This window comes from Providencia sp. (assembly GCF_052096715.1).
In the GTDB taxonomy this organism is placed as follows: Bacteria; Pseudomonadota; Gammaproteobacteria; order Enterobacterales; family Enterobacteriaceae; genus Providencia.
On sequence record NZ_JBQDNB010000005.1, the window covers coordinates 83,787 to 109,564 of the forward strand.

Sequence of the window (25,778 nt, forward strand, 5' to 3'; positions counted from 1 at the left end):
TTTGATTCTTTGATTCTTTGATTCTTTGATTCTTTGATTCTTTGATTCTTTGATTCTTTGATTATCATGCTCTAAATAGTTTGGACTGTAGCAAGGCGGCAAATGAAACTAATCTTTAGTCAGCATAGCCAACACCGCTACAGTTCAAAATATGACGAGCCTTAAATAACGCGTGAAAACTGCCGCTGCCTCATCTGACTCCTCAGATAAACATCAAAACACATACAAATATTGCGGATCAATAAACGCCCTTGTGGGGTTACTTTAATACCTGCTTCGCTCAATTCAATTAATCCATCATCTGCCATCGGTTTTAACAGTTCTAAATCCTCTGCAAAATAAACTTTAAAATCGATAGGATACATCTCTTCGACCTGTGAAAAATTAAGTTGGAAATTACAAATCAACAACTTAATCACATCACGACGGATGCAATCATCATGTGTCAATGCTAATCCACGCCAGAGTGCCTGACCTTGTTGTTCTACCTGTGCATAATACGTTTTTAAATCTTTTTGGTTTTGCGCGTAGTTATCACCCAACATACTGATGGCTGAGACACCTAAACCTAATAAATCACAATCCCCTTGGGTAGTATAGCCTTGGAAATTACGATGTAATATTCCTTCACGCTGTGCAATCGCTAGCTCATCTTGTGGGCGTGCAAAGTGATCCATTCCAATAAACTGATAACCATCGGAGGTTAGTGTCACGATAGTTTCTTGCAAAATATCGAGTTTTTGCTCTGCGGAAGGTAAATCTTCATCTTTAATTTTGCGCTGTGCAGCAAATAGATTTGGTAAATGTGCATAATTAAATACACTTAAGCGATCTGGCGATAATTCCGCGACTTTCTGCAGTGTAAAAGCAAAACTTTCTGGTGTTTGTTTCGGTAAACCATAAATCAAATCAATACTTGTAGAGGTAAAACCGGTTTCTTTTGCTCGCTTGATTAAAGCAAAAATAAAGTCTTCATCTTGTTCGCGGTTGACGAGACGTTGTACTTCTTTATTAAAGTCCTGCACACCCATGCTTAAACGATTAAACCCTTCATGACGTAAATGGTCAATCATGTCTAATTCAATTTCACGAGGGTCGATTTCAATCGACATTTCCACATCATCAGCAAAATGGAAATGTGTTTTTAACAAAGCGACTAAATGACTGACTTGCGTTTTATCTAGATAGGTTGGTGTACCTCCGCCCCAATGCATTTGGCTGACGGTACGATTTTTCAATAATGCGGCTCGCTGAATAATTTCCTTTTCTATCACTTTTAAATATTCATCAGCTTTATGTTTTTGCCGAGTCACCAATTTATTACAACCGCAGAAATAGCAAAGCTTATGACAAAAAGGAATATGCACATAAAGAGATAATGGGCGCTCGGGATAGCGCTCTGTCGCACTAATAAACGCTTTCTCATCATATTCTTGATTAAATTCTAAAGCCGTTGGATACGATGTATAGCGTGGCCCTGAATAATTATATTTTTGGATGAGAGAAAGATCCCAAACGATATTTTGCTCTGACATTAACATTCCTCAATTGACCAATAGCTCAAAACCAAACTTTGGATTGCGCCTTATTTAGATTTTTTATTAGGCGATATTTATACGTGAGTAGATTATATACTCTAAATAATTCAAAAGGCAGCTAGGCGACAACACCGCAACTTTAAGTATGACGAGTATAGTATTGTTATGAAAAAGAGACTTGATGTAACATCAAAGAAAAGTAGTTTAGGGGAAAAATAGGCATTATTTCCCCTCGTGTAAAACGAGAGGAAACATTAAGTGAGGATTATTTACTTTTTAAGATGCGCATAATGTCATCTAATTTATCTTCTTCCTCTTCGTTTTCTTCTTCATCGCTAAACTCAATACCTAACTGCTTCATCAGCTCATCGATACGATCTAAGCAAGTATCAATATATTTTTGCTCTTTTTCAGTTATCGTTTCACCATCTTCTAAACGAGCTAAAAGGCCGTCTAAGCGATCATCGCTTTCTAACATCTCTAACTCTTTTTCAGGCGCGAGTTTTTCTTTAACGATTGGCTGTTTTGCCACAACCGGAGCTGCCTTGGGTTGATTTCCATCGAGAATCAAAGCTACTGGTTTTTTACTGCCTAAACGTGGGTCTACCACATTATTTTGACCGTTATTTTGACCATTTGCAGGTTTATCTTGGTTACGGCTACCAGATTTGTTACCACGATGCTTTTTATCGTGCTTACGTTCACGACCTTCAGCATTCATTTCAGCGGTCGTTTTGCGGTATTTTTTCTTAGTTTTACTTGTTGGTGTTTTTGGTGAGTTCATGGTCTGATACCTTGATAAAGTCAGTTTCTGCTGCGGAATCTAGCAGAATCCCTCAAGCGGCGAAAGCACTGCTTTGCAATTAAAGTAGATTTTTTTTATCCGCTTGATAACTCATAACAGTACATGATTGATTATAGCGCGATTTTGCCCTAATGGGAAAAACGGCCCCAGAATTTGAGGCCGTTAAATAAAGGAGGTAATTAAGCGTCGACCAGTATCATTTTCAATAAAAATAAAATAGCCACTAAAACAACACACAAACCAAGATCACGCCAACGGCCAGTACCAATTTTCATGGCACAGTAAGCAATAAAGCCTAAAGCGATACCTTCGGTAATTGAGAAGCTAAATGGCATCATCACTGCGGTAATAAATGCAGGAACAGATTCAGTCAAATCATCCCACTTCACGCGAGTTAGGCTTGATGTCATCAGCACACCAACATAAATCAACGCACCTGCGGTTGCATAAGCAGGAACCATACCGGCTAGTGGTGATATAAACATGGTCAATAAGAACAAAATGCCGACAACGACCGCAGTCAGTCCGGTACGACCGCCAACAGAAACACCTGATGAGCTTTCAATATAAGCGGTAACGGATGACGTTCCCATTGCTGAACCCGCAACGGAGCTTAAACTATCAACATATAATGCCTGCTTCATGCGAGGGAAAGTACCGCGTTCATTAGTAATCCCCGCTTTATCCGTTACACCAATCATTGTGCCAGAGGAATCAAACAGGTTAACTAACATGAAGGAAAAAATAACACCGGAGAGTGCGAGATCAAATGAGCCACTAAAATCAACTTGCCCAACAACACTAGTGATACTTGGCGGCATAGAAAAAATACCACTAAATTTCACATCGCCAAGCGCTAAACCAATCAGCGTTGTCACCGCAATAGAAACCAATACCGCAGCATGGATATTACGAGCGGCTAAGATGGCAATAATAAAAAAGCCGAGTGCGCCCAACCAAACATTGTGATGCGTTAAATTACCGATAGATACTAAAGTATCTGGGTTAGCCACGATAATACCGGAGTTTTTCAACCCCATCATGGCAATAAACAAACCAATACCACTGGTAATACCGACACGCAAACTCAGAGGAATATTAGCAATAATCCAATAACGAATACGAAATAAAGTGAGGATAAATAAACCGACGGCACCCCAAAATACAGCCCCCATCGCCACTTCCCATGAGTAGCCCATAGCGCCAACAACCACAAAAGCGAAGAAGGCATTCAATCCCATCGCAGGTGCGACTGCAATAGGCAAATTAGCCAATATCCCCATAAAGATGCTACCTATCGCCGCAATTAAGCAAGTGGTAACAAAGACCGCTTTGATATCCATGCCAGCAATAGACAAAATTTGTGGGTTAACAAATACGATATATACCATCGTCAGGAAAGTCGTACAGCCTGCAACGACCTCTGTTTTCGCCGTCGTGCCGTGTTCTTGTAGCTTAAAAACACGCTGAAACAAGCTCTGTTGTGATGTCGAGCCAGAAGATTGATTACTCATTAGATGCGCCTAAAAAAAGTTTTTTTCGACTCATACTACCGTTAAAATTGAGAAAAAAAAACGATTGCGTGAACTTTAAGACCAAAAAAACCCTAACTTACTGATACAACGTGATGAATTTGAATAATCAACTAAAGATAAATTTTTGAATGAGATAGCGACGATCACGCCGCTATTTTAAGATAATCAGGATAACGCGAGCAGTTTTTGTCTACGCCAAAACAGGAGTTTACGTTTCGCTGCTAACTTATGTGGTACATTTTGGTTACTCAATTTCTTTGCAATCACATTCGCTGCAATTTCAATGCTCAAACACATGACAAAATAGATAAAGGCAACAAATAGGAATACTTCAAGAGGATAAACCATTTCACGGTTATTAACTTGTGTTGCCAAAAATGATAGTTCCGCTACCCCGACAATATAAGCTAAAGAAGTATCTTTAATTAATGCTATCCATTGGTTGATAAACGACGGCACCATCATGCGTAAGGCCTGTGGTAAAACAATATAGAACAGCGATTGCCAGCGATTAAGCCCTAATGACATACCCGCTTGCCATTGCCCTTTACCTATCGCCAATATTCCTGCTTTCACTGCATGGGCTAAATAAGCAGAGGTGATCAATGCCAGCGCACAAACGACAGTTGTGATACCGGGGATCTCCGTTCCCAGTAAAATGGGTAACAAGAAATAGGTCCAGAAGATCAGCATAATAACGGGAATAGCGCGGAAAAAGCCAAGAATAGCCGCGAAAACATTCATCCAAAAGCCGCGTAACATTGCCAATGCGATACCGGCTAAAGTACCTAAAATGATAGATGCGCCACCAGCAAGTATGCTAATAACCAGCGTCAAAGCTGCCCCTTCTAGTGGGCCATCAGGGTAAGCACCAAAAAGTAGGTATTGCCAATTTTGCTCGATAACTGAAAAGTCCATTTTATACCCCTTGCGCTAAATTACGCTGTTGACGCCACTGACCCCAAGCTTCCATCAATGCGATAATGGCAATATATAGCACCGTCGCAACGCCAAAGGCGGTGAAGGTTTTCAGTGTTTGACTATCGACTTGGCGAGAAACGTATGAAAGCTCAGCGACGCCAATCGCCATTGTCAGTGATGAATTTTTCACCACATTCATATATTGGCCAAGCAGCGGTGGCATGGCAATTTTTACGGCTTGTGGTAGAACGACTAATTTCATCGCTTGCCAAGATGTTAGCCCTAAAGCAAAAGCCGCATATTTTTGCCCTTGGCGTACACCACGAATACCCGCGCGCACTTCTTCTGCAATGAAAGGTACGGTATATAGGGTTAAACCCACAAATCCAGCTAAAAATTCAAACGATGGCCAACCAAGAGTCATCCCCAGTAATGTCACCGTATGAGGCGTATTCAGCCACTCCATCGCCGACGATGGCAAAATCTCACCTGAAGCAAAATACCAAAAAAACAACTGCACGAGCAAAGGTGTGTTACGAAAAATGGAAATATAGAGCGTCACTAACCAACGTAGCGGGGCTATTTGGCTATCCTTTGCAGATGCAACGATGAAACCTAATAGCGTAGAAGCAATGATAGTACAAACTGAGATCCAGACTGTGAGTAAAAATCCATAGCCAAACCACTCAAGGTATTGGGGTGCCAGTAAGTTTGCAGACCAAAAGTCATCGCTAAAAAATTTCTCAAACATAATAAATACCTACTTCTTTCACACCAATACACTTAATACTTTAAGATGCTAACACCCATGCAACTTACAGTATGGCCTGTATAATCAAGAACCCCGCGACATTTGCGGGGTATCTATTTATCTAACCTTTCGTCTCAATGTGTCACATCAACTTGCATTAAGTGAATGAAACATTCTGTTGATTGATTATGACTGAGGCTGTTGTTGGCTCAATGGTGCAAATTTAAAATCACCACGAGGCTGTGCGGCTTTCGTTTCTGGACCAAACCAACGGTCATAAATTACTTGCGCTTTACCCTCTTTTTCCAATTTCAACAGAGTTTGATTTACGCTTTCCACCAAACGATCTTCACCTTTGTTTGTTGCCAGCGCTTGATACTCTTTTGTCAGACTAAATGGTGAGATTTCGAAATCTACTTTTACCTTTTCGGGTAAATTACCAAGCAAACCAACTAATTTCGCATCATCCTGAGTGATAGCTTGTACGTTACCATTACGTAGTGCTGCGAAGGCTTGCGGGGTGTCATCATAGGAAATGACTTTAGTATCAGGGAAACGCTCACGCAAAGTCACTTCCTGTACGGTGCCTTTGTCAGCGCCAATACGCAGTGGTTTGATATCATCTGGCGTTTTCAAAACACCTTTACGTGCGATAAATTTTTGGCCTGTCGCAAAATCAGGGATAGTAAAATCAACCTGTTTTGCACGCTCATCAGTGATGGTGAAGTTAGCACCAATCAAGTCAACTTTGCCTGAGCTTAGCAGAGGAATACGGTTTGCAGGGTTCGTTGGACGCAATTCTAATTTAACACCTAAATCATCAGCGACTGCCTGGGCAATATCAATATCATAACCTGCTAATTTTTTCGTTTGTGGGTCAATAAACCCAAACGGAGGATTACTATCAAAAACAGAAATACGAACAACTCCCGCCTTTTTAATATCATCTAATTTGTCCGCACTCGCGATATTCGCTGTCAGCGCCAGACCTGTAAGTAATACGGTAGTAAGAATACGAGCTTTCATTGAACACCTCAGACGGTAAGTTTTTGTAAATCGACCATCACAAGCTATCAATTAATGCTTAGCACTGGAAATAATATTAGATAATATATTTATAACTAAATGGAATAACAAAGATAATAAAAAAAGGGCAAAACCCACTGGGTGCCCTAAATATGGCTTACACCATATAGATCGCTTATTGAGCGAGAAGAAAACGAATCATTGAATAAGTGACTAATACTCTAAAAAACGCAGTTACAGCTCAAAGCATGGGGAGCTTCAACGTTTTTCAAAAAAATTGCATTACTCATGCTTTAAATAATTTAGCAGTATGAAACTAAGCCCTAGAAACATACATAAGTATGTGACTAGGGTTAGTGAATGAAGCCAACACCGCTATAGTACGAAATATAACAAGTATTCAATACTTTAAATAATTCGCGATGTGGCAAGGCGGCAAATGAAACTAAGCCCTAGAAGCATACACAAGTATGTGACTAGGGTTAGTGAATGAAGCCAACACCGCTGCGGCTCAAAGTATGATGAGTTATTTACTCGTTAGCATCTTCTCTAAATTATCCCCACCCACATGGCGGAAATCCTGCCCTTTGACATAATAAAAAATAAACTCACAAATATTTTGGCAACGGTCACCAATACGCTCAATAGAGCGCGCACAAAATAGCGCAGTCAAAACACTTGGGATGGTGCGTGGGTCTTCCATCATGTAAGTCATGAGCTGGCGAACAATACCTTCGTATTCTTGGTCAACTTTTTCATCTTCACGATAAATGCGTACAGCCTCTTCCACATCCATACGTGCAAATGCATCTAGTACATCATGAAGCATTTGTATCGTGTGACGCCCTAATGACTCTAAACTAATCAACAAGGGTTGATGTTGATGTGAGAATTTTTCCAATGCTGTCTGGCAAATTTTATCAGCAACATCACCAATTCTTTCTAGCTCGGCAATAGTTTTTGAAATCGCCATAATCAAACGCAAGTCGCTCGCTGTGGGCTGGCGCTTAGCAATGATTTTGATGCATTCTTCATCGATAGACACTTCCATCATATTGACTTTGTGATCGTTTTCGATAACTTCACGCGCTAAGGCTTCATCCTGATTATGCATTGCCGTGATAGCTTTGGTGAGTTGTTCTTCGACCAACCCTCCCATCGTCATCAACTCAGTATGGATATGTTCCAGTTCAGCATTGAACTGCCCAGATATATGTTTATTGTGATTCAGCGTATCCATCGTCGGCTCCATATCAACCGTAGCGGCCAGTAATATAATCTTCAGTTTGTTTCATTTCTGGGGTAGTAAACATTTTGTCAGTGTGATTAAACTCAATCAATTCACCAAGATACATAAATGCAGTGTAATCAGAACAACGTGCTGCTTGTTGCATATTGTGGGTCACGATGACAACAGTGTATTCTGATTTTAATTCGCTAATTAATTCTTCGATTCGACCCGTTGAAATTGGGTCAAGCGCTGAGCAAGGCTCATCAAGCAATAAAACCTCAGGGCGAATGGCAATACCACGCGCAATACATAAACGTTGTTGCTGACCACCTGATAAGCTATAACCACTTTGGTGTAACTTATCTTTGGTTTCGTTCCACAACGCAGCTTTCGTTAGCGCCCATTGCACACGCTCGTCCATATCAACACGAGACAATTTCTCAAATAAGCGAACACCAAAAGCAATGTTATCGTAAATAGACATTGGAAATGGCGTTGGCTTTTGGAATACCATACCAACCTGCGCACGCAATAATGCAATGTCTTGTTTATCAGTCAGAATATTTTGACCATCCAGTAAAATTTGCCCTTCTGCACGCTGCTCACCGTATAACTCGTACATTTTATTGAACGTACGCAGCAGTGTGGATTTACCGCAACCTGACGGGCCAATGAAGGCGGTGACTTTATTCTTTTCAATATCTAATGAGATATTTTTCAGTGCCTGAAACTTTCCATAGTAAAAGTTAAGGTCACGTACTTGAATCTTACAATTTTCAATTTCGTTTGCTTTGATCATGGCTACTTCTCTCTATAAATCTCTGTTCAATCCGGGGCTAGTGTTTTTTCTGTGCAAACACAACGCGTGCAATGATATTAATTAACAAAACGCATAAGGTGATAAGAAGCACCCCTGCCCATGCTAAATGCTGCCATTCTGAGAATGGACTCATCGCGAATTTAAAAATAGTCACAGGTAAGTTAGCAATCGGTTCGCTCATATCTGTACTCCAGAACTGATTAGACAGTGAAGTAAACAGTAGCGGTGCGGTTTCTCCCGCAATACGTGCGATTGCTAGCAAAATCCCCGTAATAATCCCGGATACAGATGCTTTTAACGTAATCGATAAAATCATTTTCCATTTTGGCGTACCTAGCGCATATGCAGCTTCACGCAGACTATCCGGTACTAACTTCAACATGTTTTCAGTAGTACGGATAACGATCGGAATTTGCAATAACGCCAATGCAATAACACCCGCCCAACCAGAGAAGTGCTGCATTTGAGCCACCACAATGGTGTAAACGAACAGTCCAACCACAATAGAAGGGGCTGATAACAAAATGTCATTAATAAAACGAGTTACTGAGGCAAGCCATGATTTACGACCATATTCAGCTAAATAAATACCCGCAAGAATACCGAGCGGTGTGCCAATGACTGTTGCCCATAAAATTAATAATCCACTACCGACAATAGCATTTGCAAGTCCACCACCCGGTGTGTTTGGGGGAGGCGTCATTTCGGTAAATAGATTAATGGACATTCCATCAATCCCTTTAGTTACTGTCGAAAATAAAATCCACACTAACCAAAACAGACCGAAAGCCATTGCTAGCATGGAGATAAATAACGCCATGCGGTTAATTTGACGACGCCATGCTTGGCGACGAGTACGTTCTTTTTGATTTACAACCATTGGCTGAGAGATTGACATACTAACGGCCCTCGCTCTTAGCAAGACGCATCACCATCAATTTGGATATTGCTAACACAATGAATGTAATGACAAACAGGATTAATCCAAGCTCCATCAATGCCGCGGTATGCACGCCACTTTCAGCTTCAGCAAATTCATTCGCCAACGCAGAGGTAATACTGTTGCCCGGCATAAATAATGAAAGGCTATCCAACTGGTAGGTATTACCAATTACAAAAGTAACCGCCATGGTTTCACCCAGTGCACGCCCAAGGCCTAACATCACACCGCCTATCACTCCATTTCGGGTGTACGGCAACACGATGTTCCAAATAACTTCCCATGTGGTACAGCCGATACCGTATGCAGATTCTTTCATCATGACCGGTGTTTGCTCAAACACGTCACGCATTACGGAGGCAATATAAGGAATGATCATAATAGCGAGGATAATTCCCGCAGCTAAAATACCAATACCAAAAGCAGGGCCTGTGAATAATTCGCCTACAATCGGAATAGTCGACATCACATTGCCGACAGGTTCTTGGAAGTATTCAGCAAATAGAGGGGCAAACACAAAGAGTCCCCACATACCGTAAACGATACTTGGAATTGCAGCCAGAAGCTCAATAGCGATACCTAATGGGCGCTTTAACCAGTTAGGGGCAAGTTCAGTTAGAAACAGGGCAATACCAAAACTAACCGGTACCGCAATGATAAGCGCAATGAGTGATGTCACTATGGTGCCGTAGATAGGCACAAGTGCACCGAACTGCTCCGCTGGCGCATCCCACTCTTTTGTCCATAAAAACGAAAACCCAAATTTCTGCATACTCGGCCAAGATGCAAAAATAAGGGAAATAATAATACCGCCAAGCATTAACAGAGTGATTAGTGCAGCCATCTTTACTAGCGCACTAAAAATTACATCACCTGATTTGCTAGGGGCTTTAAATGCCGTTGTTTTTTCGGCCATGCGCTTTGTTCTCATTTCACACCTACGATATCATCAGTAGGATTTACAATTTTCATGACGTTTATATGCAAAATAATTCGAGCTGTATGTCGGTAGCAAGTGAAGCTAACATCCAAACAACTCGAAATATGATGGATATAGAAAGTGGATGCTATTCCTCAGCACCCACCTGCCACTGCCAACCCGAGGCTCACTTTAGAACAGTGATTTACCTTGGCTATCTTTAACTTCTGTTTTCCATGCTGCACGAACGGCTGTTACGACTTCAGGTGGTAAAACTGCATAGTCGAGTGCTTCTGCTTGTTTGCCGCCTTTATCATAGGCCCAGTTGAAGAAATCGAGGACCGCTTTACCTTTCTCTGCATTAGCTTGTTCTTTGTGAACTAAAATAAATGTCGTTGACGTAATTGGCCATGCATTCGCACCGTCACGGTTAGTGAGGTCTTGAGCAAATGATTTAGACCAGTCAACTTTTTTCGCTGCTGCGCTAAAACTTGCACCTGTTGGTGATACAGCTTCGCCATCTGCTGAGATAAGCTTAGTATACGCAAGATTATTTTGTTTTGCGTAAGCATATTCAACATAACCGATTGAGCCTGGTAAACGTTGAACAAAGGCGGCTACGCCATCGTTACCTTTACCGCCAACACTTGTTTTTGACCAGTTAACAGTCGAACCAGCGCCAATCTCTTCTTTCCAGCTTGCACTTACCTTCGCTAAGTAGCTAGTGAATACGAAAGTTGTACCTGAACCATCTGAACGTCTAACAACCGCAATTGTTTGATCCGGCAGGCTAACGCTTGGGTTTAATTTAACGATTGCTGGGTCATTCCATTTGGTGATTTTGCCGAGATAAATATCACCAAGTGTTTTACCATCGAGGGTCAATTGACCTGATTCAATGCCTTTTACGTTTACAGCAAGAACCACGCCACCAATCACGGTAGGGAATTGGAATAAACCATCTTCTTTTAATTTTTCATCCGTCAATGGCGCATCTGATGCACCAAAATCAACGGTTTTTGCATTAATTTGTTTAACGCCACCAGAAGAACCGATCCCCTGATAGTTCACTTTATTACCTGTTTCTTTCTGATAAGAGTCAGCCCACTTCGCATAAACCGGAGCAGGGAATGTAGCACCAGCTCCCGTCAGGTTAGTAGCAGCAAAAGAAGACATTGCAGTCAAAGATAAAGTTGCTGCCATTACGCTTGTTAGGGTGGTACGCATCATTTTCATAATCCCTCCGGGGATGTAAGAAACAATCAAGTATTAAATTGTGGGTGAATGTCACGATAGGGAAAATAAGATAATTTGGTTGCAGCAACATGTCATATTTATGACAGTTTTATGACAGTTGATTTTTTCAATGTATTTATAGCGAAAAAAAACAGCGATACATAATAAAGATAACAATAAAACCAAATAGTTATATGAAAATAAAGGAATGGATATACGCTATAAAAAAAATGACACATTGTCATAAAAAATTTAAAAATGTTTTTTTTATAAAAAATAAACTCACATTAGCGAGTTTATTTTAGTGATAAATAGAATAAGCATTACGTTACCATAATTTAATACCTGTTTTATGCAGGCTAGGAGCAGTTATCTTGCTTGAAAGCTCGCTTATCATATCCTTTGTTACAGTTTCGACTTTTTTCTTTACTTGTTTTTCAGTTTCTATTTTTGCATTAATGACCATTTGTTCTTTTGAAGAAAAAATTGGTTTTACCTGCGAGTTTTTAGTCCGTTTTGCTTCGACCAACTCTGCTTTTATATATTTATCCCTAATTTGTTTAAACATAGGACTCTCTTCTAAACTTTTCGCAGAAAAAACAATCGATCCTTTCTTTCTTTCAGGCGCAGGGGCTAATTTTTTTGATTTTAAAGATACGATGACATCTTCGGTTAACGCTTTAGCCGCATACTCAGGCTTATTACATTTTTTTCCTGCATCTTTAAACATTTGAAGTTTAGCCATTTCTTCAAATAAACCTGGAGCAATTTTACCTTTTGACGATTGACTTACCATAGTGCGCTTTCCTTCCGGTCTCTCTAAGGTAGTATCTTGGGATAACCTCAAAATTGGTGAAAGTAGTGATAGAGATAAAGGCATTGGCGGCGGAGGTGGCGTTGAAGATAACTTCGATTCAACCTGTTTTTTGGGTGAAATGCCCACTACCTCAGTATGCTGATCACTCCAAGTCACTTTTTTCGATTTTTTTTCAGTTCTTAAACTAAAAACATCTTGAACATTAATCACCTTGTTCATTTTTACCAAGGCGACTTTTTTTTCACTATCTAATGGAAGGGTGCTTAATACTGTTACATTTTGAGACTTTTTAATGGCTCTAGCTAAATTATTAATAATCGACATAATATTGATCCTAATGATTTGATTGACCGCTATTATCTAAGTAACTCAATCATCAGATCTTTCAGATAACGATTGTATTATTTATAGGATAAATATTTATTTTTACCGAATGAATAACTAGGAATGAATACAATTGGAGGATAACGACTATTGAGCAAATCGATAGGTGCAGCTAGATTTAACTAACTGCTTTTTTTAAATTATTCTTCTTTCTCTTTCAATGGTAGGAGTGCGCGAATAGCAAATCCACCGCGTTCACTTTTATGAATTTCAATGTTTCCTTCGTGAGCATCAACTATACGGCGAATAATGGCAAGTCCCAAGCCTGTTCCTGTATTACTACGAGCTTTTTCACCTTGTACAAAAGGCTGAAATAAGCGTTGGATATCTTCTTCTTTGATCCCTATGCCATCATCTTCGACTTGGAACCAAACAGAGTCTTCATTTTTGCCGCTACTGACCTTAATCCAACCGTTACCATAACGATAAGCATTGACTATCATATTGGTAATCGCACGCTTAATCGCTAATGGATTACCATTAACCATCATCGAGCCAGATTCAAGTGAAGTTTCAATTTCACCAACAACGCTCATTTCAGACGTGACTGCTTCCATTAAAATAGCGTTCAGGTCGCAGAACTCCATTTCCATCTCTTGCCCTGTTTTCAGGTAAGACATGAACTGACCAATAATCGCGTCACACTCTTCAATATCTTTATTTATCGATTCTGCCAAATAATTATCTTCTGGACTCATCATTTCTGTGGCGAGACGAATACGTGTCAATGGCGTTCTTAAATCATGGCTAACCCCTGCCATTAATACAGTTCGGTCATTTTCCAGTGTTTTAATACCGGTAGCCATATGATTAAATGAACGAATTGCAGCCCTAACCTCTGCGGCACCTTTTTCCTGCATTGGGGGTAAACTTGCCCCTTTACCCACCTCGCCCGCATGGTATTCCAATTCAAGCAGTGGTTTATTTTGATAACGGATATACAACCAAACACCCGCAAAAATGGTAAGGAAAATAGTCAGCGTATAGCGAAAAACGAGGGAGAATTGATTTTGACCGATCTCAGTCAAAGGCACTCGCACCCAAATATCGGGTGCAAGATAAGACGTCAGCCATAAAATCGGGTACTCACGACCAAGCTCAAGATGGACACTTGCTTTGCCGCCGAGATATTCCGACATATTTTTACTCAGAAAATCATATTCTTTTGCCCAATTCAATCCTTCTTCCATCGCGGCTGAATGTGCATAAAAAGTAATACCTAATTCATTATAGATTTTCTTGCGTAAAGCTGGAGATACTCGAACTGAGGTTCCATCTTGTAGAACCATTTTCTCTGTCATTAATGTTCTTACTTCGTAAGCCAGCACTTTATTGAATTGTTGTAAGCTAGGCATGACAACAAAATTCAACACGACCATATAGCTGGTCACAAGACTAGCAAACAATAAAGCAACAAATAAAAACAACGAGCGAGAAAATGTGCTACGTCGTGAGAACCTCAATCGCTTCATGCTTTACTACCATCCGGAACAAACACGTAGCCCAAACCCCAAACGGTTTGAATATAGCGAGGATGCGCAGGATCTTCCTCAACCATACGGCGTAAACGAGAGATTTGAACGTCGATAGAACGTTCCATAGCACTATATTCACGGCCTCGCGCTAAGCTCATCAGTTTATCACGAGATAATGGCTCTCTTGGGTAAGAAACCAAGACTTTTAAGACCGCAAATTCACCGCTCGTCAACGGCATGTTTTCTTCACCTTGGAACATTTCACGAGTACCAAGATTCAGTTTAAATTTACCGAACGTAATGACAGCATCATCCTGAGATGGCGCACCCGGTAATTCATTTGCTTGACGGCGTAGTACTGCTCGAATTCGAGCCAATAATTCACGAGGGTTGAAAGGCTTAGGTATATAGTCATCCGCACCGATTTCTAAACCAACGATACGGTCAACTTCTTCACCCTTAGCCGTTACCATAATGATAGGAATTGGGTTGTTTTGGCTGCGTAAGCGACGGCAAATAGATAATCCATCTTCGCCTGGTAACATCAAGTCTAATACGATCAAATGAATGGATTCTCGAGTCAAAATCCTATCCATTTGTTCTGCATTCGCAGCACTTCTTACCTGAAACCCTTGCTCAGAAAGGTAACGCTCCAGCAGTGCACGTAAACGCATGTCATCATCGACGACAAGAACCTTATAACTTTCCTGCATTGTGTAGCCCTCAAGATGTGCATCTTTAGAATTATTTTTCTATTGAATGTGAACATATATAATATTTATGCTCACTAATTTACCATTAACCTAAGATTTAATGAATCATTTTACACTTCATGCGGTTAGTGGCTTATAGCTTATTTCTAGAACAAAATAGGTAACTTGTCCACCTGGTGTGCTAACAGTGATTTCATCATTCACTTGTTTGCCTATCAGGGCTCGTGCTACAGGAGAATCTATCGAAATCCATTGTTTGGCTGGATCAAACTCATCCGCACCCACTAACCGGAATATTCTGATATTTTCATTTTCATCTTCTAGTTTAACCCATGCACCAAAAAACACACGCCCCTCTTGGCGAGGGTCGGGTTCAATAATCCTGAGTTGGTCCAGCCTTTTGGATAAAAAACGCACACGTCTATCAATTTCTCGCAGCCTTTTTTTACCATAAATGTATTCCGCATTTTCTGAACGATCGCCTTGAGCAGCCGCTTCAGTGACAGACTGAGTCACAATGGGGCGCTCTTCTTTCCAAAGATATTTTAATTCTTTATCAAGGGCATCCCAGCCATCACGTGTAATTAATAGACTTTTCGCCATAACCTTCAAATATGTATAAGTTGATCCGTTAATTATAATATTTTATACAAAATAATCTGCGACTTTCATACCAATAGAATTAAATTCATTCTGGAAATTCTCTCTACCACCAAGTATAACAGTGCCATTGATTTTTTTTCCGTTCTTTGAAGTAGGTATTTAAACACGACATGAATGAAACTCTAAGCCAAATCATTGCAGCTGAGCTGCATACCCAACCTAAACAAGTATTTTCTGCCATCACACTGCTTGATGAAGGTAATACCGTCCCGTTTATTTCGCGTTATCGTAAAGAGGTTACCGGCGGGTTGGACGATACTCAGCTTCGCCAGCTTGAGAGCCGTTTAGGATACCTAAGAGAACTCAACGATCGTAAGCAAACCATTCTTAAATCAATTGAAGAACAAGGTAAACTCACGCCTGAGCTCAGTAATGCGATTAATACCACTTTAAATAAAACTGAGCTTGAAGACCTTTATTTACCCTTCAAACCTAAGCGCCGTACCCGTGGCCAGATTGCCATTGAAGCTGGATTAGAGCCTTTAGCCGATACGCTTTGGAGTGACCCGAGTCAATCACCTGATACACTCGCCCAAACCTTTATTAATGCAGACAACGGTGTAGCAGATATCAAAGCGGCTTTAGATGGTGCAAGATACATTTTAATGGAGCGTTTCGCCGAAGATGCATCACTTTTAGCTAAAGTTCGTGACTATTTATGGAAAAATGCCCACTTAGTTTCTGTTGTTGCTGATGGCAAACAAACAGAAGGCGTTAAATTTAGCGACTATTTTAAGCATCAAGAACCCGTTTCCCAAGTTCCATCCCACCGCGCACTCGCCATGTTTCGTGGCCGAAATGAAGGAATTTTGCAGCTTTCGCTCAACTGTGACCCGCAATTTGAGGAGCCACCAAAAGAAAGTTACTGTGAAGAAATTATTACTCGCCACCTTGACCTACGTTTAAATAATGCCCCTGCTGACCAATGGCGTAAGGCCGTCGTGAGCTGGACATGGCGTGTTAAGGTGTTGCTGCATTTAGAAACTGAGATCATGAGTGTACTGCGTGAGAAAGCAGAAGAAGAAGCCATTAATGTCTTCGCCCGTAATCTCAATGACTTACTAATGGCAGCGCCTGCTGGTATGCGCGCAACAATGGGGCTAGATCCAGGTTTGCGTACAGGTGTTAAAGTTGCCGTTGTCGATGCAACCGGTAAAGTTATCGCGACAGATACAATTTATCCACATACTGGACAAGCAGCAAAATCAGCCACAATTGTGGCAGAGCTGTGTCAAAAACACCAAGTTGAGCTTGTTGCTATCGGTAACGGGACAGCATCAAGAGAAACCGAACGCTTCTTTGCTGAGGTACAAAATCAGTATCCGGGTGTCACTGCACAGAAAGTGATTGTCAGCGAAGCTGGCGCATCCGTTTACTCGGCATCAGAATTAGCGGCTTTAGAGTTTCCAAATCTTGATGTGACCTTACGTGGCGCAGTATCTATTGCCCGTCGCTTGCAAGACCCTCTCGCAGAACTGGTTAAAATCGATCCGAAATCAATTGGTGTAGGCCAATATCAGCATGATGTAAGCCAAACACAATTAGCGCGTAAGCTTGATGTAGTGGTTGAAGACTGCGTAAACTCAGTCGGTGTTGATCTTAATACCGCATCAGTTCCACTACTGACTCGCGTTGCAGGCTTGAGTAAAATGATCGCGCAAAATGTCGTGGATTGGCGTGATGAAAATGGCCAATTTGCTGATAGAAAACAGCTGTTAAAAGTTGCGCGTCTTGGCCCCAAAGCGTTTGAACAATGCGCCGGTTTCTTGCGGATCACCAATGGGAACAATCCGTTGGATGCATCAACCGTCCACCCTGAAGCCTATCCTATCGTGGAAAAAATTCTGGAAGTCGTCCGCCAGCCACTAAAAGAAATCATGGGTAACTCACAAGTATTAAACGGCTTAAGCCCGCGTGAATTCACCACTGAGCAATTTGGTGTACCGACCGTGACTGACATTATTAAAGAACTTGAAAAACCAGGCCGTGACCCTCGCCCTGAATTTAAAACGGCAACCTTTGCCGATGGTGTCGAAACCATGAATGACCTTACTCCGGGAATGATCTTAGAAGGGACGGTAACTAACGTCACTAACTTCGGGGCATTTGTGGACATCGGCGTTCACCAAGATGGACTGGTACACATCTCATCCCTATCCAATAGCTATGTTGAAGATCCGCATAAAGTCGTCAAGACAGGGGAAATCGTCAAAGTTAAAGTGGTCGATGTGGATATTCCACGTAAACGTATTGCACTGACAATGCGTTTAGACGAACAACCTGGGGACACAAATAGTGCGCCTCGCAATGCGAGTCCAGCCCAAGAAAAAAACACACGTAAAGCACCTGCGCCTAGAGGCCAATCTCGCCAAAACTCAGCATCATCCGGCAATAGCGCCATGAGTGATGCATTGGCGGCAGCACTCGGCAAAAAACGTTAAAAATCCATTAATCGGCTCCATAACATGATAGTTATGGGGTCGATTATTAATTAAGCGTTTAGTTTTCAATATATTCAATTACAAATTAAATTAATAAAACTCATCTTTTGTTTAAATCTAACTCCGTATATTTACTCACGCCTTAAACTCATCGTCGCCAACAAAACACTGTCAACTCAACGCTTCGTTGATCCATATCAAGCCAAATTGACGAAAAAAGAGGCTAAATATAACAAAAGGCAGATGATTATGATTATCATTGTTAATTAGATTAATTTTTGTTTTTCGTCGCATTTATCACGGAAGCATCTATTATTTTAATAATAATTATCAATATTGTTATTCATTAAAATTATTGGAAGGCAACATGGCTATACTTCCTCATTGCAGTTATAAAATACTTGGTTTCTCACCAGAGATAAGCCCCGCTTATAGACAAAAATTACTTTCCCTTGGCTTATTGCCGGGGTCCATATTTAAGGTGGTTCGTGTCGCACCTTTTGGTGACCCTGTTCAAATAGAAACCCATCGAGTCAGCTTAGTTTTACGTAAAAAAGATTTAGCATTATTGAATCTAGACGAAACACCAACTGCGTAAAAATAAGTCATCGGTCTCGATAAGATTCTTATTGTAACTATTGGCAAGACTCTCCACTGGCAAATACATTTATTGGCAAACACTATGAAACCACTCACTATCGGCCTAATCGGCAATCCCAACGCCGGTAAAACAACACTCTTTAATCAGCTTACCGGTTCGCGCCAACGGGTAGGTAACTGGGCAGGTGTCACTGTCGAACGAAAAGTTGGCCGCTTCCATACCGCGGATCATAAAATAGAGCTAGTTGATCTTCCTGGCACCTATTCACTGACCACCATTTCGGAACAAACCTCTCTTGATGAACAGATTGCCTGTTATTTCATTTTGAGCGGCGAAGCCGATATGCTAATTAACGTCGTTGATGCCTCTAACTTAGAGCGAAATCTCTACTTAACGCTGCAATTAGTTGAATTAGGCGTACCTTGTATTGTTGCGCTGAATATGTTGGATATTGCGCAAAGCCAACATATTGATATCGATATTGAAAAATTAGAAAAACAACTTGGTTGCCCAGTTATTCCAATGGTATCCACCCGTGCAACTGGTATTGATAAGCTGAAAAAAGCTATCGATAGCCAACCACAAAATAGCCTACAAGCGTTAGTCCAATATCCCCCTCAATTATTAGATGCTGTCGATTCATTATCAGAACAAATTTCAGCACAACAATTTAGCCAACAACAACGCCGCTGGTTATCCTTACAAATATTAGAAGGCGATATCTATAGTCGTCAGCGAGCCAATATTTCAGAAACGCAGCTTGCCGATATTCGCTTACGCTTAAATGAACATCTACATGAAGAACCTGAATTATTAATTGCGGATGCACGTTATCAATCTATCGCCACAATTTGTAATGCTGCAATTAATAATAGTGCCGCTGAACCCAACAAACTCACTCAATCACTTGATAAATACATTCTGAATCGTTGGCTTGGCGTGCCTGTTTTCTTATTCGTGATGTACCTGATGTTTGTCTTAGCCATCAATATTGGTGGCGCATTACAACCTTTCTTTGAAGGTGCATCCGAGGCGATATTTATTCACGGTATTCAATGGACTGGTGCCTATTTTAACTTCCCTGAATGGCTAACCATTTTCCTCGCTCAAGGGGTCGGTGGTGGTATCAATACAGTTCTCCCATTAGTGCCGCAAATCGGGATGATGTACCTATTCTTATCGTTATTAGAAGATTCAGGTTATATGGCTCGTGCTGCTTTTGTGATGGATAGGCTCATGCAAGCACTGGGCTTACCGGGTAAATCTTTTGTGCCTTTGATTGTGGGATTTGGTTGTAACGTCCCATCAATTATGGGTGCCCGTACACTCGATGCTCCACGGGAAAGACTGATTACAGTATTAATGGCACCCTTTATGTCATGTGGTGCACGACTCGCTATTTTCGCTGTATTCGCTGCCGCTTTCTTTGGTAAAAATGGTGCCAGTATAGTTTTTTCTTTATACCTTCTCGGTATTGTGGTCGCTATTTTGACTGGGTTGTTATTAAAACATACGCTCATGCGCGGCGAAGCATCACCGTTTGTGATGGAATTGCCGGTTTATCATGTCCCTCACCTCAAAACGTTATTGATTCAAACTTGGCAGCGTTTAAAAGGCTTTGTGATCCGCGCAGGTAAAGTCATCGTAGTTGCCAGTATTTTTATTGGCGCGCTCAATAGCTTTTCATTTTCAGGTAAACCTGTTGATAGCATTAATGATTCCGCCCTTGCTTCCGTAAGTAAAGTGATTACTCCGGTTCTTCAACCCATTGGTGTTCACGCTGATAACTGGCAAGCAACGGTTGGGTTGATCACGGGTGCAATGGCGAAAGAAGTGGTGGTCGGTACCTTGAATACACTGTATACCGCAGAAGCGATTACTGCGGAACCTTTCGATGCCGCATCATTTAATTTACTCGAAGAATTAGAAGATGCCGTTTCTGAAACTTGGGATAGTTTGAAAAATACATTTACACTAAGCGCGCTATCCAACCCTATCGAAGCGAGTAAAGGGGATGGTGAAATGGAATCCGGTTCAATGGGCACCATGGCGGCTAAATTTGGCTCTGGTATTGCAGCTTATAGCTATCTGATTTTCGTCTTGCTGTATGTGCCTTGCGTGTCGGTGATGGGTGCGATTGCTCGCGAAACCAATAAAAGTTGGATGATGTTCTCTATTCTTTGGGGACTCAACGTTGCCTATAGCCTTTCAGCTTTATTCTATCAAATCGCAACATTTAGTGAGCATCCACAAAGTAGTTTAATTACCATTGCAGCCGTTGTTCTGTTTAACATTGTGTTGTTTGTTCTCCTACGTCGTATGCGTAGCCGAGTAACCCTCAATCTGCAAACTAAAACAGCGAAACAGTGTTCTGATTGCTCAAGTAGTGCTTGTCACTAAAGGAAAATATGATGGTCAGCCTGCTTCAAGTGAGAGACTTAATTGCTTTATATGGGCAAGCTGACCTCGAATTACTCAGTGAACAATTGCATACGCCAGCCCCACTGATTAAAGCAATGGCGGAAAAATTAGTTAGTTTAGACAAAATAGAAAAGGTCGATGTCAGTGCATGTTTAACAGGGGTCAGCTGCAAAGGCTGCCCTGAGAGTCAAGATTGTGCGCATTTTGTGTATAAAATTAAGTGATTCAAATTTTAGTTATCTACTCTACCAAACGACACTGAAAATCTAATAAATATTCACAGAACTCATCAGGATGGGAAATAAATGGAGCATGAGCACTATTACGCATCACGATAGAAGGAGAGTCCGGGTACATTTTATCTAATAACGTCGCGACCTTACGTGGTACTAAACCATCTAAGTAACCGTAAATGCGCAAAAAAGGCACATATAAATTTTTCAATTCATCTCGTAAATCTTCTGTGCGCAGTGATTCAAGACCCGCGTTTAACACCTCAACCGTTGGCATTGGTTGTTCCAAAACAACTGATTTTAGCAATCTAGCGTCATTACGTGCACTTTCAGTGCCTAAAGTTTGCAAAGCTAAAAAACGTTCAACTGTACGATGAAAGTCAGCAGATAATTGATGTTCGAAGCCAAGCAAGACCTCAGGTTTAATCCCCGGCCAGCCACTTTCATTCGCCTTGAAACAAGGGGAAGATGCCACAGAAATTAGGCCTTTAATTTCTTGTTGGTGATCCAGAGCAATGCGGCTAGCGACTAATCCACCTAATGACCATCCTAACCACATTGCATTTTTAGGCGCTAATTCCCACACCGTATCCGCCATTGACTGTACATTCATTGGTGCGAAATCATGACTACGACCATAACCCGGCAAGTCAACCAAATGAATGCGAAAATGGGAAGTGATTCGCGGAATTATCGTTTGCCAAACTTGCGCATTCAGTCCCCATCCGTGTAGCAGCACAAGATCTTGTTTTCCTTCGCCGACGGTCTGCCAATATAGCGTTGTCATGGTTACACTCTCTTTTAATTCGGAATCAGCCAACTATATCTATGATAACAATATCTATGCTAACAATAGAAGGGAACTGTTGGCTATGCCAACAACCATTAAAATTACCATGTCAGGGCGTCTGTAGCTTTTGTTTAAAAAGTATCCCCTTAATGCCACAATGTTGCCCACGCTGTGCATTGCCTTATGAGCCTCATGATGAGCAATTATTAGCATGTGGACGTTGCTTAAAGCAACCTCCTGCATGGCAACAATTAATCACTGTTAGCCCCTACCAAGCGCCGTTAAGAAAACTCATTCATCGCTATAAATTTAATAAACAGCCTCAGTTAGCCTTTGTTATTGCGAGAATTTTTTTACTTTTTTGGCTAATGGGCTATCGTCAAAATCAATGGAAAAAACCCGATTTGCTCGTCTCTATCCCAATGCATCCACATCGATTATGGCAACGTGGATTCGATCATATGGCACTAATTGGTGAAAAATTGTCCACATGGCTCAATATCCCTTATTCGGGAAATTCATTAACGCGCACTCGTGATACACTGGCTCAGATAACATTAGAACGGGAATACCGCCTAAGCAACCTAAAAGGTGCATTTACGCTAACCACTACAGTTTCAGGGTTACACATTGCTATCATCGATGATGTCATTACCACCGGTGCCACGATGAATACTGCCGCACAATTGCTGATTTGTGCTGGAGCGCATACTGTTGATGCGTGGTCCTTGTGTCGCACCTTGTAGGAAAGAGGTAAATGGGCGTATTATAACCAACGAAAGCAGTCAACTATTATTGAGCAAATGATTATGATTAATATTACAGAAGCAGCACAGGCTCATTTTGCCAAGTTGTTGGAAAATCAAGAGCCAAACACCCAGATCCGAGTATTTGTCATTAACCCAGGCACACCAACTGCTGAATGTGGCGTATCTTATTGCCCACCAGGTGCAGTTGAAGCGACTGATAAAGAACTCAAGTTCGAAAAAATCTCAGCCTATGTTGATGAAATTAGCGCACCATTTTTGGATGATGCTGAAATTGACTTCGTCACTGACCAACTAGGTTCACAACTAACGCTCAAAGCGCCTAACGCTAAAATGCGTAAAGTTTCTGACGATGCCTCATTAATTGAGCGCGTTGAATATGTTTTACAATCACAAATTAACCCTCAGTTAGCGGGTCATGGTGGTCGTGTTTCCCTAATGGAAATCACTGATGATGGTTTTGCTATCCTGCAATTTGGTGGTGGTTGTAATGGTTGCTCCATGGTCGATGTCACCTTAAAAGAAGGCATCGAAAAAGAGTTACTTAAAATGTTCGAAGGCGAGCTAAAAGGCGTTAAAGACTTGACCGAACATCAACGTGGCGACCACTCGTTCTACTAGATCCCAAAGACTAGATTTATTTTTATTTGGCACCCGAGCATGATTAACGGGTGCCAGCTTTCCTGTATTCGCAAGAGTTTGCCCTTACAATTCGGTATTTTATGGATCATTTTGAGATAATAACACCTGAACAGGCTCATCAGCACTGGTTAAACAAGACCGCTGTACTTGTGGATGTACGCGATCCACAAAGTTTTCGTGCTGGCCATGCAAGTGGCGCTTATCACCTAACCAATGAATCAATCACTGCGTTTTTAGAACAAACTGATTATGAACAACCGGTTATGGTCATGTGTTACCACGGGCACAGTAGCCAAGGCGCTGCACAATACCTGATTAATATTGGTTTTGAATCTGTTTATAGTATCAGTGGCGGATTCGAAGCATGGTTAAGGGAATATCCACAAGCCGTTACGGCTCTCTAAACGAGAAATCGCATTCATGACCCATATCACTTCTTTTGCTAACCCAAGAATGGCGCAAGCATTCGTTGACTATATGGCTAGTCAAAATATTCATCTGCGAATACAGCCATCATCCGAACAGCAGCAACAGTTTGAACTTTGGTTAGACGATGAGCAGCATCTTTCACAAGTTCGCCATGAACTTGATGTATTTTTGCAAGATCCGAATCATCCCCGTTATCTCGCCGCAAGTTGGCAAACCGGTAATACGGATGCGCAATTCCAATATCGCAACTACCTCACCCTCCGTTATTTAAAAGAGCAATCAGGCCCATTAACGATAGCCGTTATTCTGTTATCCGTTGTGGTTTATCTGTGGGTCGTCATGACTGATGCTCGGGAAGTTTTGCGCTATTTAGCTTGGCCTATAGGCGATCAACAAACTGAATTATGGCGTTGGTTTAGCCCTGCTGTTGTTCACTTTTCAATTTCACATATCGGTTTCAATCTTGCACTCTGGTGGTTTCTCGCCGGCCAAGTTGAACGCAAACTCGGTAGTGGTAAGCTGTTCACCATTTTATTAGTCTCTGCATTGTTTAGTAATTGGGGACAATCACTGTTTAGTGAAAATAACTTTGGCGGATTATCCGGTGTGGTTTATGCCCTTGTCAGCTACGTTTGGCTAACGGGTGAGCGCCGACCTGAACTGGGAATTGGTGTACCTCGTGGATTGATGATCTTCTCAATTGTCTGGCTCTTTTTCGGTTATTTCGATATTTTAGGTATGCATATTGCCAATGCCGCACATACTTCAGGGTTAATTATCGGTTTATTGATGGGAGTATGGGATAATAGGCACAGTTTTAAACACCAGAGCTCCAAATAAAATTATTTTAATAATTAGAGGCTAACGCTGTGAAACAAACCCAGAGACATGATGCAATTATTGAACTTGTGCGTCTTCAGGGATATGTCAGTACTGAAGAACTTGTCGAACATTTTGAGGTCAGCCCTCAAACAATTCGTCGAGACCTCAACGATCTCGCTGAACAGAATAAAATCCAACGACATCACGGTGGCGCAGCACTGCCCTCAAGCTCGGTGAATGCAGCTTATAATGACCGTAAAATCATGTGGTCAGACGAAAAAGCGCGGATTGCACAACATGTGGCTAGCCAAATTCCTGATGGTGCGACTTTATTTATTGATATCGGAACAACGCCCGAAGCGGTCGCCCATGCTTTAGTGAATCATAAAAATTTGCGAGTTGTGACCAACAACCTCAATGTCGCTACTCTACTGATGCAAAAAGAAGATTTTCGTTTAATTCTCGCGGGTGGCGAAGTCCGTTCACGAGATGGCGGTATTGTCGGTGAAGCAACCCTCGATTTTATCTCCCAATTCAGGCTCGATTACGGCATTCTAGGTATCAGTGGTATTGATATGGATGGCTCATTATTAGAGTTTGATTATCATGAAGTTCGCACCAAACGCGCCATTATTGAAAACTCGCGTTGCGTAATGTTAGTTACCGACCATTCAAAATTTGGCCGTAATGCCATGGTAAACCTCGGTAATATGAACCTAATTGATTATTTATTTACTGACCAACAACCACCTGACAGTATTCTCAAAGTGATTGAACAACATAACGTTCAGCTCGAACTGTGTTAAAAAATAGCCTTCCATGATGGTAGCCACGCTGCCATCATTCTTTATTATATTC

General features: G+C 41.3%; 25 protein-coding genes. 9 read left to right on the forward strand and 16 right to left on the reverse strand.

Features of this window, described 5'->3' with window-relative positions; translation table 11 throughout:
* Positions 1-161: 161 nt before the first annotated feature.
* The 15 genes from hemN to greB all read right to left on the reverse strand — a co-directional run bounded on the left by hemN (position 162) and on the right by greB (position 15,714).
* Positions 162-1,535 carry an oxygen-independent coproporphyrinogen III oxidase gene (gene hemN, locus ACTH6U_RS06055; protein ID WP_441831814.1) on the reverse strand — a complete coding sequence of 458 codons (1,374 nt, stop codon included), beginning with the start codon at positions 1,533-1,535 and terminating at the stop codon, positions 162-164.
* 268 nt (positions 1,536-1,803) lie between these two features.
* The gene (gene yihI, locus ACTH6U_RS06060; protein ID WP_441831815.1) at positions 1,804-2,322 is read right to left on the reverse strand and encodes a Der GTPase-activating protein YihI; all 519 of its coding nucleotides are present in this window, start codon (positions 2,320-2,322) and stop codon (positions 1,804-1,806) included.
* A 200-nt stretch (positions 2,323-2,522) separates the two neighbouring features.
* The gene (locus ACTH6U_RS06065; protein WP_294107110.1) at positions 2,523-3,857 is read right to left on the reverse strand and encodes an NCS2 family permease; all 1,335 of its coding nucleotides are present in this window, start codon (positions 3,855-3,857) and stop codon (positions 2,523-2,525) included.
* Positions 3,858-4,043: 186 nt separating this feature from the next.
* A complete protein-coding gene (locus ACTH6U_RS06070) occupies positions 4,044-4,796 on the reverse strand; it encodes an amino acid ABC transporter permease (RefSeq protein WP_336430718.1) in 753 nt (250 codons plus the stop codon).
* Position 4,797: 1 nt separating this feature from the next.
* Entirely contained in the window at positions 4,798-5,550 is a 753-nt protein-coding gene (locus tag ACTH6U_RS06075; protein WP_294107108.1) for an amino acid ABC transporter permease, read from the reverse strand.
* A gap of 186 nt (positions 5,551-5,736) precedes the next feature.
* Positions 5,737-6,576, reverse strand: a complete 840-nt coding sequence (locus tag ACTH6U_RS06080) for an ABC transporter substrate-binding protein (RefSeq protein WP_294107107.1) — start codon at positions 6,574-6,576, stop codon at positions 5,737-5,739.
* 526 nt (positions 6,577-7,102) lie between these two features.
* Positions 7,103-7,816 carry a phosphate signaling complex protein PhoU gene (gene phoU, locus ACTH6U_RS06085; RefSeq protein ID WP_294107106.1) on the reverse strand — a complete coding sequence of 238 codons (714 nt, stop codon included), beginning with the start codon at positions 7,814-7,816 and terminating at the stop codon, positions 7,103-7,105.
* A gap of 13 nt (positions 7,817-7,829) precedes the next feature.
* Complete coding sequence (gene pstB / locus ACTH6U_RS06090) at positions 7,830-8,606, reverse strand: phosphate ABC transporter ATP-binding protein PstB (protein WP_336430717.1); 777 nt, start codon at positions 8,604-8,606, stop codon at positions 7,830-7,832.
* 37 nt (positions 8,607-8,643) lie between these two features.
* Positions 8,644-9,525: a phosphate ABC transporter permease PstA gene (gene pstA / locus ACTH6U_RS06095; RefSeq protein WP_294107104.1), complete on the reverse strand. Its 882-nt coding sequence runs from the start codon at positions 9,523-9,525 to the stop codon at positions 8,644-8,646.
* Position 9,526: 1 nt separating this feature from the next.
* A complete protein-coding gene (pstC, locus tag ACTH6U_RS06100; protein WP_294107187.1) occupies positions 9,527-10,483 on the reverse strand; it encodes a phosphate ABC transporter permease PstC in 957 nt (318 codons plus the stop codon).
* Between the two features lie 195 nt (positions 10,484-10,678).
* Positions 10,679-11,722, reverse strand: a complete 1,044-nt coding sequence (gene pstS, locus ACTH6U_RS06105; protein ID WP_294107103.1) for a phosphate ABC transporter substrate-binding protein PstS — start codon at positions 11,720-11,722, stop codon at positions 10,679-10,681.
* Between the two features lie 328 nt (positions 11,723-12,050).
* Positions 12,051-12,863, reverse strand: a complete 813-nt coding sequence (locus ACTH6U_RS06110; RefSeq protein ID WP_441831816.1) for a hypothetical protein — start codon at positions 12,861-12,863, stop codon at positions 12,051-12,053.
* A 200-nt stretch (positions 12,864-13,063) separates the two neighbouring features.
* Positions 13,064-14,395: a two-component system sensor histidine kinase EnvZ gene (gene envZ / locus ACTH6U_RS06115; RefSeq protein ID WP_336430716.1), complete on the reverse strand. Its 1,332-nt coding sequence runs from the start codon at positions 14,393-14,395 to the stop codon at positions 13,064-13,066.
* Positions 14,392-15,111: an osmolarity response regulator transcription factor OmpR gene (ompR, locus tag ACTH6U_RS06120; protein WP_336430715.1), complete on the reverse strand. Its 720-nt coding sequence runs from the start codon at positions 15,109-15,111 to the stop codon at positions 14,392-14,394. Before ompR ends, envZ begins: the two co-directional genes overlap by 4 nt.
* A 117-nt stretch (positions 15,112-15,228) precedes the next feature.
* Entirely contained in the window at positions 15,229-15,714 is a 486-nt protein-coding gene (gene greB, locus ACTH6U_RS06125) for a transcription elongation factor GreB (RefSeq protein WP_441831817.1), read from the reverse strand.
* A gap of 170 nt (positions 15,715-15,884) precedes the next feature.
* Between greB and ACTH6U_RS06130 the strand changes: the two genes are divergently transcribed.
* From ACTH6U_RS06130 to ACTH6U_RS06145, 4 genes are all read left to right on the forward strand, one after another.
* A complete protein-coding gene (locus tag ACTH6U_RS06130) occupies positions 15,885-18,215 on the forward strand; it encodes a Tex family protein (protein ID WP_294107099.1) in 2,331 nt (776 codons plus the stop codon).
* A gap of 367 nt (positions 18,216-18,582) precedes the next feature.
* A complete protein-coding gene (gene feoA, locus ACTH6U_RS06135; RefSeq protein ID WP_294107098.1) occupies positions 18,583-18,813 on the forward strand; it encodes a ferrous iron transporter A in 231 nt (76 codons plus the stop codon).
* Between the two features lie 84 nt (positions 18,814-18,897).
* Positions 18,898-21,216, forward strand: a complete 2,319-nt coding sequence (feoB, locus tag ACTH6U_RS06140) for a Fe(2+) transporter permease subunit FeoB (RefSeq protein WP_441829589.1) — start codon at positions 18,898-18,900, stop codon at positions 21,214-21,216.
* 11 nt (positions 21,217-21,227) lie between these two features.
* Positions 21,228-21,461, forward strand: coding sequence for a FeoC-like transcriptional regulator (locus tag ACTH6U_RS06145; protein WP_336430711.1), 234 nt, complete (start codon positions 21,228-21,230; stop codon positions 21,459-21,461).
* Positions 21,462-21,477: 16 nt separating this feature from the next.
* On the opposite strand, the gene bioH is transcribed toward ACTH6U_RS06145, so the two are convergent.
* Positions 21,478-22,257 (reverse strand): pimeloyl-ACP methyl ester esterase BioH, encoded by a 780-nt coding sequence (bioH, locus tag ACTH6U_RS06150; protein WP_441831818.1) that lies wholly within the window; start codon positions 22,255-22,257, stop codon positions 21,478-21,480.
* A gap of 56 nt (positions 22,258-22,313) precedes the next feature.
* On the opposite strand from bioH, the gene ACTH6U_RS06155 reads away from it, so the two are divergent.
* From ACTH6U_RS06155 to ACTH6U_RS06175, 5 genes are all read left to right on the forward strand, one after another.
* Positions 22,314-23,006 carry a DNA utilization protein GntX gene (locus ACTH6U_RS06155; RefSeq protein ID WP_294107185.1) on the forward strand — a complete coding sequence of 231 codons (693 nt, stop codon included), beginning with the start codon at positions 22,314-22,316 and terminating at the stop codon, positions 23,004-23,006.
* A gap of 63 nt (positions 23,007-23,069) precedes the next feature.
* A complete protein-coding gene (nfuA, locus tag ACTH6U_RS06160; RefSeq protein WP_294107094.1) occupies positions 23,070-23,648 on the forward strand; it encodes a Fe-S biogenesis protein NfuA in 579 nt (192 codons plus the stop codon).
* A gap of 101 nt (positions 23,649-23,749) precedes the next feature.
* On the forward strand, positions 23,750-24,073 hold the full coding sequence (gene glpE, locus ACTH6U_RS06165) for a thiosulfate sulfurtransferase GlpE (RefSeq protein ID WP_434720322.1): 324 nt from the start codon (positions 23,750-23,752) through the stop codon (positions 24,071-24,073).
* A 16-nt stretch (positions 24,074-24,089) separates the two neighbouring features.
* Positions 24,090-24,938: a rhomboid family intramembrane serine protease GlpG gene (glpG, locus tag ACTH6U_RS06170; protein WP_441831819.1), complete on the forward strand. Its 849-nt coding sequence runs from the start codon at positions 24,090-24,092 to the stop codon at positions 24,936-24,938.
* A 29-nt stretch (positions 24,939-24,967) separates the two neighbouring features.
* Complete coding sequence (locus tag ACTH6U_RS06175) at positions 24,968-25,726, forward strand: DeoR/GlpR family transcriptional regulator (protein WP_294107091.1); 759 nt, start codon at positions 24,968-24,970, stop codon at positions 25,724-25,726.
* The last annotated feature ends 52 nt before the right edge of the window (positions 25,727-25,778 follow it).

Bases quoted from the DNA above. Each gene is read 5' to 3' on its own strand.
- hemN (WP_441831814.1), bottom strand. From the start codon at position 1,535: ATGTCAGAGCAAAATATCGTTTGGGATCTTTCTCTCATCCAAAAATAT.
- yihI (WP_441831815.1), bottom strand. From the start codon at position 2,322: ATGAACTCACCAAAAACACCAACAAGTAAAACTAAGAAAAAATACCGC.
- ACTH6U_RS06065 (WP_294107110.1), bottom strand. From the start codon at position 3,857: ATGAGTAATCAATCTTCTGGCTCGACATCACAACAGAGCTTGTTTCAG.
- ACTH6U_RS06070 (WP_336430718.1), bottom strand. From the start codon at position 4,796: ATGGACTTTTCAGTTATCGAGCAAAATTGGCAATACCTACTTTTTGGT.
- ACTH6U_RS06075 (WP_294107108.1), bottom strand. From the start codon at position 5,550: ATGTTTGAGAAATTTTTTAGCGATGACTTTTGGTCTGCAAACTTACTG.
- ACTH6U_RS06080 (WP_294107107.1), bottom strand. From the start codon at position 6,576: ATGAAAGCTCGTATTCTTACTACCGTATTACTTACAGGTCTGGCGCTG.
- phoU (WP_294107106.1), bottom strand. From the start codon at position 7,816: ATGGATACGCTGAATCACAATAAACATATATCTGGGCAGTTCAATGCT.
- pstB (WP_336430717.1), bottom strand. From the start codon at position 8,606: ATGATCAAAGCAAACGAAATTGAAAATTGTAAGATTCAAGTACGTGAC.
- pstA (WP_294107104.1), bottom strand. From the start codon at position 9,525: ATGTCAATCTCTCAGCCAATGGTTGTAAATCAAAAAGAACGTACTCGT.
- pstC (WP_294107187.1), bottom strand. From the start codon at position 10,483: ATGGCCGAAAAAACAACGGCATTTAAAGCCCCTAGCAAATCAGGTGAT.
- pstS (WP_294107103.1), bottom strand. From the start codon at position 11,722: ATGAAAATGATGCGTACCACCCTAACAAGCGTAATGGCAGCAACTTTA.
- ACTH6U_RS06110 (WP_441831816.1), bottom strand. From the start codon at position 12,863: ATGTCGATTATTAATAATTTAGCTAGAGCCATTAAAAAGTCTCAAAAT.
- envZ (WP_336430716.1), bottom strand. From the start codon at position 14,395: ATGAAGCGATTGAGGTTCTCACGACGTAGCACATTTTCTCGCTCGTTG.
- ompR (WP_336430715.1), bottom strand. From the start codon at position 15,111: ATGCAGGAAAGTTATAAGGTTCTTGTCGTCGATGATGACATGCGTTTA.
- greB (WP_441831817.1), bottom strand. From the start codon at position 15,714: ATGGCGAAAAGTCTATTAATTACACGTGATGGCTGGGATGCCCTTGAT.
- ACTH6U_RS06130 (WP_294107099.1), top strand. From the start codon at position 15,885: ATGAATGAAACTCTAAGCCAAATCATTGCAGCTGAGCTGCATACCCAA.
- feoA (WP_294107098.1), top strand. From the start codon at position 18,583: ATGGCTATACTTCCTCATTGCAGTTATAAAATACTTGGTTTCTCACCA.
- feoB (WP_441829589.1), top strand. From the start codon at position 18,898: ATGAAACCACTCACTATCGGCCTAATCGGCAATCCCAACGCCGGTAAA.
- ACTH6U_RS06145 (WP_336430711.1), top strand. From the start codon at position 21,228: ATGGTCAGCCTGCTTCAAGTGAGAGACTTAATTGCTTTATATGGGCAA.
- bioH (WP_441831818.1), bottom strand. From the start codon at position 22,257: ATGACAACGCTATATTGGCAGACCGTCGGCGAAGGAAAACAAGATCTT.
- ACTH6U_RS06155 (WP_294107185.1), top strand. From the start codon at position 22,314: ATGCTAACAATAGAAGGGAACTGTTGGCTATGCCAACAACCATTAAAA.
- nfuA (WP_294107094.1), top strand. From the start codon at position 23,070: ATGATTAATATTACAGAAGCAGCACAGGCTCATTTTGCCAAGTTGTTG.
- glpE (WP_434720322.1), top strand. From the start codon at position 23,750: ATGGATCATTTTGAGATAATAACACCTGAACAGGCTCATCAGCACTGG.
- glpG (WP_441831819.1), top strand. From the start codon at position 24,090: ATGACCCATATCACTTCTTTTGCTAACCCAAGAATGGCGCAAGCATTC.